Below are 6,000 nucleotides of genomic sequence, written 5' to 3'. Positions count from 1 at the left end.
GCGCAGCCTCCAAGGGCTGTCCACGGAGCTGACGGCGCGGGTGCCGCAGCTCCTGGAAGCGATGCGGTCCGTCGGCACCGGCCTGGAGCTGCACTCCACGCTCGACCGGATCTGCGAGACCGCGGCCGAGCTGGCGGACGCCGAGTACGCCGCGATCGGTGTGGTCGCCGAGGACGGCGACGGGCTCTCGGACTTCGTCTACTACGGCGTCGACGAGGCGACCGCCGCGCTCATCGGGCACCTTCCCGACGGGCACCGCGGACTGCTCGGCGCGCTCATCCACGACCCGACCCCGGTGCGCCTGGCGAACCTCGCGGACGACCCGCGCTCGTGCGGGTTCCCCGCGCACCATCCGCCGATGCGGTCGTTCCTGGGCGTCCCCATCCGCGTACAGGGCGAGATCTTCGGAAACCTCTACCTCACGGAGAAGCACGGCGGCGGCGAGTTCAACGACTACGACCTCAACATGGTCAGGGTGCTCGCCACGGAGGCGGGCATCGCGATCGGCAACGCGCGCCTCTACGAAGCGGCCCGGCAGCGGGAGCGCTGGATCGACGGGTCCGTCGCCGTGACCACCGCACTTCTTTCAGGAGGCGACGCGGAGGACGCGCTCCAGGTGGTCGCGGAACAGGCCTGTCGCCTCTCCGAGTCGGCGGCCGGCATAGTGCTGCTGCCCGCCGAGGAGGGTGGCATGGAGATCGTCGCCGTCGCCTCGGACGAACCCTCCGCCGCGCTCGGCGTGATCGTCCCGCCGGAGAGCACGATCATCTCCGAACTCCTCGCCGGGGAAGCCGTGTTCATCGACGACGCGGCCACCGACCCCCGCGTGATGACCGATCTCGCCCGCGGCTACGGCCCCTCCATGATGCTGCCCCTGCAGAGCGACGACCGCGTCCTGGGCACGCTGGTCATGCCCCGCGCGCGCGGGGCCCGGCCCTTCACCGAGGCGGAGCGCACCCTCGCCACCCAGTTCGCCGCGCAGGCCGCGCTCGCGCTGATGATGGCCGAGGCACAGCGCGACCGGGAGCGGCTCGCCGTCTTCGAGGACCGCGACCGGATCGCGCGGGATCTGCACGACCTCGTCATCCAGCGCCTCTTCGCCACCGGGATGATGCTGGAGACCGCCCAGCGCCGGTCCGTGGTGCCCGAGGTGCAGGCCGGGATCGGCAAGTCCGTCGACGAGCTGGACACCACCATCCAGGAGATCCGCACGGCGATCTTCGCGCTCCAGCAGGGGCCCGCGGAGGCGCCGTCGGGCCTGCGCACACGCGTGCTGCGCGAGATCAACATGGCGGCCGTCCCGCTCGGCTTCAAGCCCTCGCACCGGTTCCTCGGCCCGGTCGACACGGTCGTCGGCGAGCTCACCGGCAAGAACCTCATCGCGGCCCTGCGGGAGGCCCTCTCGAACGCGTTCCGGCACGCGCACGCCGACCGCATCGACGTCGTCGTGGACGCGGGCGTGATCCTGCCGGACGGGCAGCAGGGCGTCCGGCTGACGGTCGCCGACGACGGCGTGGGCATCCCGGAGGGCGGCCGGCGCAGCGGCCTGAAGAACCTCAAGCGGCGGGCCGAATCGCTGGGCGGCGACAGTTGGTACGGGCCGGGCATCGCCGACGGCGAGGGCGGCACGACCGTGGTGTGGCAGGCGCCGTACTGAACCGGGCACCGGCCGACACCGCTGCTAGGTAGGTGATTCGGCGGTACGTTTCTGCGCCGTACGGGGTATGCGTTCCCCCGGGCGTACGAGTCCCGCAGGAGGGACCGGGCGCTGCGGGCAACCATCCGATACATGCGCCAACGCCCCCGCTCTCCCCGCTCCCGCAGTTCCTTTGGCGTGTCGGCGCTGCTGTGCGCACTGGTCGCGCTCGGCGGCCCGCCGACGCTCTCCGAAGGCGCCGAGGGCCCGCAGGCAAGTGCCGAAGTGGCCCGCCTCTTTGAGGAGGCGTCAGCGGCGACGCAGCGCTACGAAGGCGGGCGCCGGGCGGCTGCCGCGCAGAAGGCCAAGGCGCGCAGGATGGAGAAGCTGCTCGTCCGTGAGCGGCGCGAGATCGCCGTGCTGCACAACGACCTCGGGCGGATCGCCCGCGCCCAGTACCGCAGCGGCGGCGACGTCCCGCTGACCGCCCAGATGCTGCTCGCCGAGGACCCCGAGGAGCTGATGCACGGTCAACGGGCCGTCTGGCAGGCCGACCTGGCCCTCAACAACGCCGTCGACAAGAGCCGTCGCGCCGAGCGGAAGCTCGCGGAAGGACAGCGCAAGGCGGCCGCCGAATGGCGCTCCCTGCAGGAACGCAACGTCCGGCTGGCGAAGCTGAAGCAGGACATCCAGAGCAAGCTCGAAGCGGCGCAGTGGGAGCTGCAGGGCGAGGCGGACCGGTCCGTCGCGGCCGGGCAGTGCCGCGGTGCCGTCCGGCTCGACCAGCCGGAATTCCGCTCCACGCGCGCGTGGCTGCCTCCGGTGGAGACGTACGAGCTGTCCGCGGGCTTCGACAGTGCGGGTGCGCACTGGGCGCACCGGCACACCGGGCAGGACTTCGCCGTCGGCATCGGCACCCCGGTGCGGGCCGCGGGCGCCGGGCGGGTGGTGAGCGTGTCCTGCGGCGGCGGCTTCGGCATCGAGGTCGTCGTGCGGCATCCGGGCGGCTACTACACGCAGTACGCGCACCTGGCGGCCGCCGCGGTCGACCAGGGGGAGAGGGTGCGGGCGGGCCAGTGGCTCGGGCAGGCGGGGACCACCGGGAACTCGACGGGGCCGCACCTGCACTTCGAGGTGCGGCTCACGCCGTATCTGGGGTCCGGGGTCGACCCGGTGAAGTGGTTCGCCGAGCGCGGGGTGCGGCTCTAGCCGTCCCTCCGGGCGCTCACCGTGCGCTCACCGTGCGGCGAGGATGTCCTCGATGACGCGGGCCACGCCGTCCTCGTTGTTGGTCGCCGTCACGCCGGTCGCGACGGTGCGCACGTCCGGGTGGGCGTTCCCCATCGCGTAGGAGGTGCCCGCCCAGGCGAGCATCTCCATGTCGTTGGGCATGTCCCCGAAGGCGACGACCTCGGCGGGGGAGATCCCGCGCTCCTCGCAGCACAGGGCGAGCGTGCTCGCCTTGGAGACGGACGCGCCGCTGATCTCCAGGAGGGCGCTCGGGCTCGACCGGGTGATGGCCGCCAGGTCGCCGACCGCGGCGCGGGCGAGCGTCAGGAACGCGTCGGGGTCGAGGTCCGGGTGGTAGGCGAGGACCTTGAGGACCGGCTGGTCCGCGACGGCCGGGCCCTGGAAGTCCGCGGTGAGGAGCTTCTCGGCGGGGGCGACGCTCTCCCCCGGGTCCAGGTGCAGCGGCGGGTAGGTGGGCTCGTGGTGCAGACCGCCGGTCCGCTCGACCGCGAACGACGTGCCGGGCGCCGCCTCCCGCAGGATGCGGACGACGTCGAGGGCGTCCGGCACCGGCAGCTCCCGCACCTTGACGAAGCGGTACCGCCCCGGGCCCTCGTGCAGATCGACGACGGCCGCGCCGTTCCCGCAGATCGCGAGGCCGTGGCCGTGCACGTGGCCGCTGACGACGTCCATCCAGCGGGCCGGGCGACCCGTCACGAAGAAGACCTCGAGACCGGCCTCCTCGGCGGCGGCGAGTGCGGCGACCGTACGAGGAGAAACGATTTTGTCGTCGTGCAGGAGGGTGCCGTCGAGGTCCGTGGCGATCAGCCGGGGCGCGGAGGGGGCCGGGGTCCGGGGCCCAGGAGTCGGTGAGGTCACCGCCCTATGGTCGCGCATATGCGTGCACGGGCGTGCGGCGGGGCGCGCAGATGAGTACGTTCCTGGCGCATGTGCCCCGCCCGGCGCGCGGGCACCCGAGCCGGACCCGGCACCCGTGGCGCGGCCGGGCCACGGGTGCCGGCCGGGTCAGCCGAGCTGGGCGAGCGCGTCCGTGGCGATGGCCTCGAAGACCTTCTGGTCGGCCTCGAAGGCGGTGTCGGAGATGGGCCAGTGCAGGACGATCTCGGTGAATCCCAGCTCCCGGTGCCTGCCCGCGAAGTCCACGAAGGCATCGACCGACTCCAGCGGGCGGCCCCGCTCCGGGGTGAATCCGGTGAGCAGGATCCGGTCGAGCTCGGCGGCGTCGCGGCCGATGGCGTCGCAGGCCGCGGTCAGCTTCTCGACCTGTCCGCGAATGGCCTGAATTGATTCCTCCGGGGTGCCCGTCTCGTACAGCTTCGGGTCGCCCGTGGTCACCCATGCCTGCCCGTGGCGCGCGGCGAGCTTCAGTCCGCGCGGGCCGGTCGCGGCCACGGCGAAGGGCAGCCGGGGGCGCTGCACGCAGCCCGGGATGTTCTGGGCGCCGCCCGCCGAGTAGAACGTGCCGTCGTACGAGACCTCGTCCTCGGTGAGCAGCCGGTCGAGCAGGGGGACGAACTCCGCGAAGCGGTCGGCCCGTTCGCGCGGCGTCCAGGCCTCCTGGCCGCTCGGCGCGAGGGCGCTCGCGTCGAAGCCGGTGCCGCCCGCGCCGATGCCCAGCGTGATCCGGCCGCCGGAGATGTCGTCGAGCGAGATCAGTTCCTTGGCGAGGGTGACCGGGTGCCGGAAGTTCGGCGAGGTGACCAGGGTGCCCAGGCGCAGCCGCGAGGTGACGCCCGCCGCCGCGGTCAGCGTCGGGACCGCGCCGAACCACGGGCCGTCGCGGAACGGGACGCGCCAGGACAGGTGGTCGTACGTGTACGCGGTGTGGAAGCCCAGCTCCTCGGCGCGCACCCACGCCTCACGGGCGCCCTCGTGCCAGCGGCGGTAGGGCAGGATCACGGTGCTCAGGCGGAGCGGGGTCTTGTCGGTCATGCCTGTGAGCGTATGCGGACCGCCTGCGGTGTGCGCGGGGTGGCCGTGGGGTGCGCGGAGCGGCGGTGGGGGGGGCGGAAGGCGGTGGACCGGGCCGGAGCCCGGGCAGCTCAGCGCACGCGCCCGCTCAGCCAGCGGGTGAGGTTGATCATCGGCAGGAACTCCTTGTACGTGCGGTCGCCGGGCAGCGGCACGACGAGCCGATAGCCGGGCGGGAACCGCTTTCCGTGCACGTAGGCGAGGCCGCCGTAACAGGACCGGAGGAACGCGGGCACCTCGTCGCGCGGGATGTCGTGGAACTCGACGCCCTCGACCGTGATCAGCGCGTCGTCCTCGGGGAAGAGCCGGACGCTGATCCGCGGGGAGCCGCCCAGTTCCACATACGCCTCGTGCGGCAGCGAACCGTCGGGGTCGGTGGTCACGCCGACGCCCGCGGTGGTGCGGCGGGAGGTCTGGTCCGCGCCGATGTCATGGGTCACCTCGATCTCGAGGTGGAACTCGCGAGCCGTCTCGCGCAGGGCGGTGACGGCCGCCTCGGTCGTGGGCAGATGCGGGTGGTCCATACCACCGATCATGCCGCAGCAGGCCGGTCCCGGGACGGTCGTCAGCCAGGGAACCGCAGGTACCGCGGGGGTACGGCGGCGGTGAGCCAGACCCCGTTGGCGCTCACCCGGAAGACGTGGCCGTCGCGGTGCATGGCGCCCGCGTCGACCGGCAGCACGACCGGCCGGCCGCGCCGGGCACCGACCCGGGTCGCCGTCTCGCGGTCCGCGGAGAGGTGCACGTCGTGGCGGTCCATGGGGCGCAGCCCCTGCGCCCGGATCGCGTCGAGATGGCGGGCGACGGTGCCGTGGTAGAGGTACGCGGGCGGCTCCGCGGGAGCGAGACCGAGGTCGACGTCGATCGTGTGGCCCTGGTTGGCGCGGATCCGGGCGCCGTCGATGGTGAAGCGCCGCTTGTCGTTGACGGCGACGACGTGGTCGAGCTCGTCCCGGCTGATCCGGAAGCCGTGCGCGGCGGCCGCGGCGAGCAGCTCGCCGATCTCCACCCAGCCGGCCTCGTCGAGGGTCAGGCCGATCCGCTCCGGTTGATGACGCAGGTGCTTCGAGAGGTACTTCGACACCTTGACGGTGCGTTGCTCATTCATGGCGTCAGGGTGCCCGGGAGTCGTCGGGAGCGCA

At 73.0% G+C, this 6,000-nt stretch carries 6 protein-coding genes; 2 read left to right on the top strand and 4 right to left on the bottom strand.

Features of this window, described 5'->3' with window-relative positions:
* Together M4J07_RS31435 and M4J07_RS31430 are read left to right on the top strand one after the other, a co-directional pair.
* Nucleotides 1–1,657: GAF domain-containing sensor histidine kinase (locus M4J07_RS31435; protein WP_255977287.1), on the top strand; the 1,657-nt coding region annotated here is incomplete at its 5' end.
* Nucleotides 1,658–1,789: 132 nt separating this feature from the next.
* Nucleotides 1,790–2,845: a M23 family metallopeptidase gene (locus M4J07_RS31430; RefSeq protein WP_255977285.1), complete on the top strand. Its 1,056-nt coding sequence runs from the start codon at nt 1,790–1,792 to the stop codon at nt 2,843–2,845.
* Nucleotides 2,846–2,872: 27 nt separating this feature from the next.
* Here M4J07_RS31430 and M4J07_RS31425 read toward each other — a convergent pair whose 3' ends face one another.
* The 4 genes from M4J07_RS31425 to M4J07_RS31410 form a co-directional block, all read right to left on the bottom strand.
* Complete coding sequence (locus M4J07_RS31425) at nt 2,873–3,763, bottom strand: HAD hydrolase family protein (protein WP_255977283.1); 891 nt, start codon at nt 3,761–3,763, stop codon at nt 2,873–2,875.
* Between the two features lie 129 nt (nt 3,764–3,892).
* Nucleotides 3,893–4,819 carry an LLM class flavin-dependent oxidoreductase gene (locus tag M4J07_RS31420; protein ID WP_255977280.1) on the bottom strand — a complete coding sequence of 309 codons (927 nt, stop codon included), beginning with the start codon at nt 4,817–4,819 and terminating at the stop codon, nt 3,893–3,895.
* 110 nt (nt 4,820–4,929) lie between these two features.
* Entirely contained in the window at nt 4,930–5,394 is a 465-nt protein-coding gene (locus tag M4J07_RS31415) for a hypothetical protein (protein ID WP_255977278.1), read from the bottom strand.
* A 29-nt stretch (nt 5,395–5,423) separates the two neighbouring features.
* Nucleotides 5,424–5,966 carry an RNA 2'-phosphotransferase gene (locus M4J07_RS31410; protein WP_255977276.1) on the bottom strand — a complete coding sequence of 181 codons (543 nt, stop codon included), beginning with the start codon at nt 5,964–5,966 and terminating at the stop codon, nt 5,424–5,426.
* Nucleotides 5,967–6,000 lie beyond the last annotated feature (34 nt).

It is taken from the genome of Streptomyces longispororuber (assembly GCF_024448165.1).
GTDB classification, from domain to species: Bacteria; Actinomycetota; Actinomycetes; order Streptomycetales; family Streptomycetaceae; genus Streptomyces; species Streptomyces longispororuber_A.
Note: the sequence above shows the minus strand (reverse complement) of the source record. Positions and strands in the feature narration are given on the sequence as shown.

Excerpts from the sequence above, each read along its gene's own strand:
- M4J07_RS31430 (WP_255977285.1), top strand. The coding sequence starts at position 1,790 with ATGCGCCAACGCCCCCGCTCTCCCCGCTCCCGCAGTTCCTTTGGCGTG.
- M4J07_RS31425 (WP_255977283.1), bottom strand. The coding sequence starts at position 3,763 with ATGCGCGACCATAGGGCGGTGACCTCACCGACTCCTGGGCCCCGGACC.
- M4J07_RS31420 (WP_255977280.1), bottom strand. The coding sequence starts at position 4,819 with ATGACCGACAAGACCCCGCTCCGCCTGAGCACCGTGATCCTGCCCTAC.
- M4J07_RS31415 (WP_255977278.1), bottom strand. The coding sequence starts at position 5,394 with ATGATCGGTGGTATGGACCACCCGCATCTGCCCACGACCGAGGCGGCC.
- M4J07_RS31410 (WP_255977276.1), bottom strand. The coding sequence starts at position 5,966 with ATGAATGAGCAACGCACCGTCAAGGTGTCGAAGTACCTCTCGAAGCAC.